This is a genomic window from Aeromonas sp. HMWF016 (assembly GCF_963878195.1).
Taxonomy (GTDB): domain Bacteria; phylum Pseudomonadota; class Gammaproteobacteria; order Enterobacterales; family Aeromonadaceae; genus Aeromonas; species Aeromonas lacus.
The window spans coordinates 9402-9930 of sequence record NZ_CAWNWX010000065.1 but is presented as its reverse complement, the minus strand read 5'-3'; the positions used below and the strand labels follow the sequence as shown (position 1 = coordinate 9930).

The 529-nt window shown below is 63.9% G+C and carries 1 protein-coding gene; it reads left to right on the top strand.

The features are described from left to right. A partial coding sequence (locus AACS24_RS21915; protein ID WP_375124755.1) for an SUMF1/EgtB/PvdO family nonheme iron enzyme occupies positions 1 to 529 on the top strand: 529 nt, incomplete at both ends.

Here is a 529-nt window from a genome sequence, read left to right as displayed (position 1 = left end):
GCTGGTGCCAGTACGCAAAGGCGCAGATGCCCACCTTCTGGGTGGGTGACCCCGCCGAGACCGAGCAATTGCAGCTGCGGCTGATGACCGAGCAAGTCGCCATGCCCTGGGACTGGCCAGTCGAGGTAAACCAGCTGGAGGCGGCCGCCTTCTGTCGCTGGCAGGCGGCCCGGACCGGACTCCCCATCCAGCTGCCGAGCGAGGCGGAATGGCAGCTGCTGCGCGAACAGCTACCCGGCGATCAGCCGGACTGGACGGAGGCACCCGGCAATATCAATCTGGCCCGTTTCGCCTCCTCCTGCCCGGTGGATGCCTGCCCGCAAGGGGAGTTCTTCGATCTGGTGGGCAATGTCTGGCAGTGGACCAGCACCGCCATCGATGGCTTCGACGGCTTTAAAATCCACCCGCTCTACGACGACTTCTCCACCCCCACCTTTGATGGCAAGCACAACCTGATCAAGGGCGGCAGCTGGATCAGTACCGGCAACGAAGCGCTCAAATCATCCCGTTACGCCTTCCGGCGTCACTG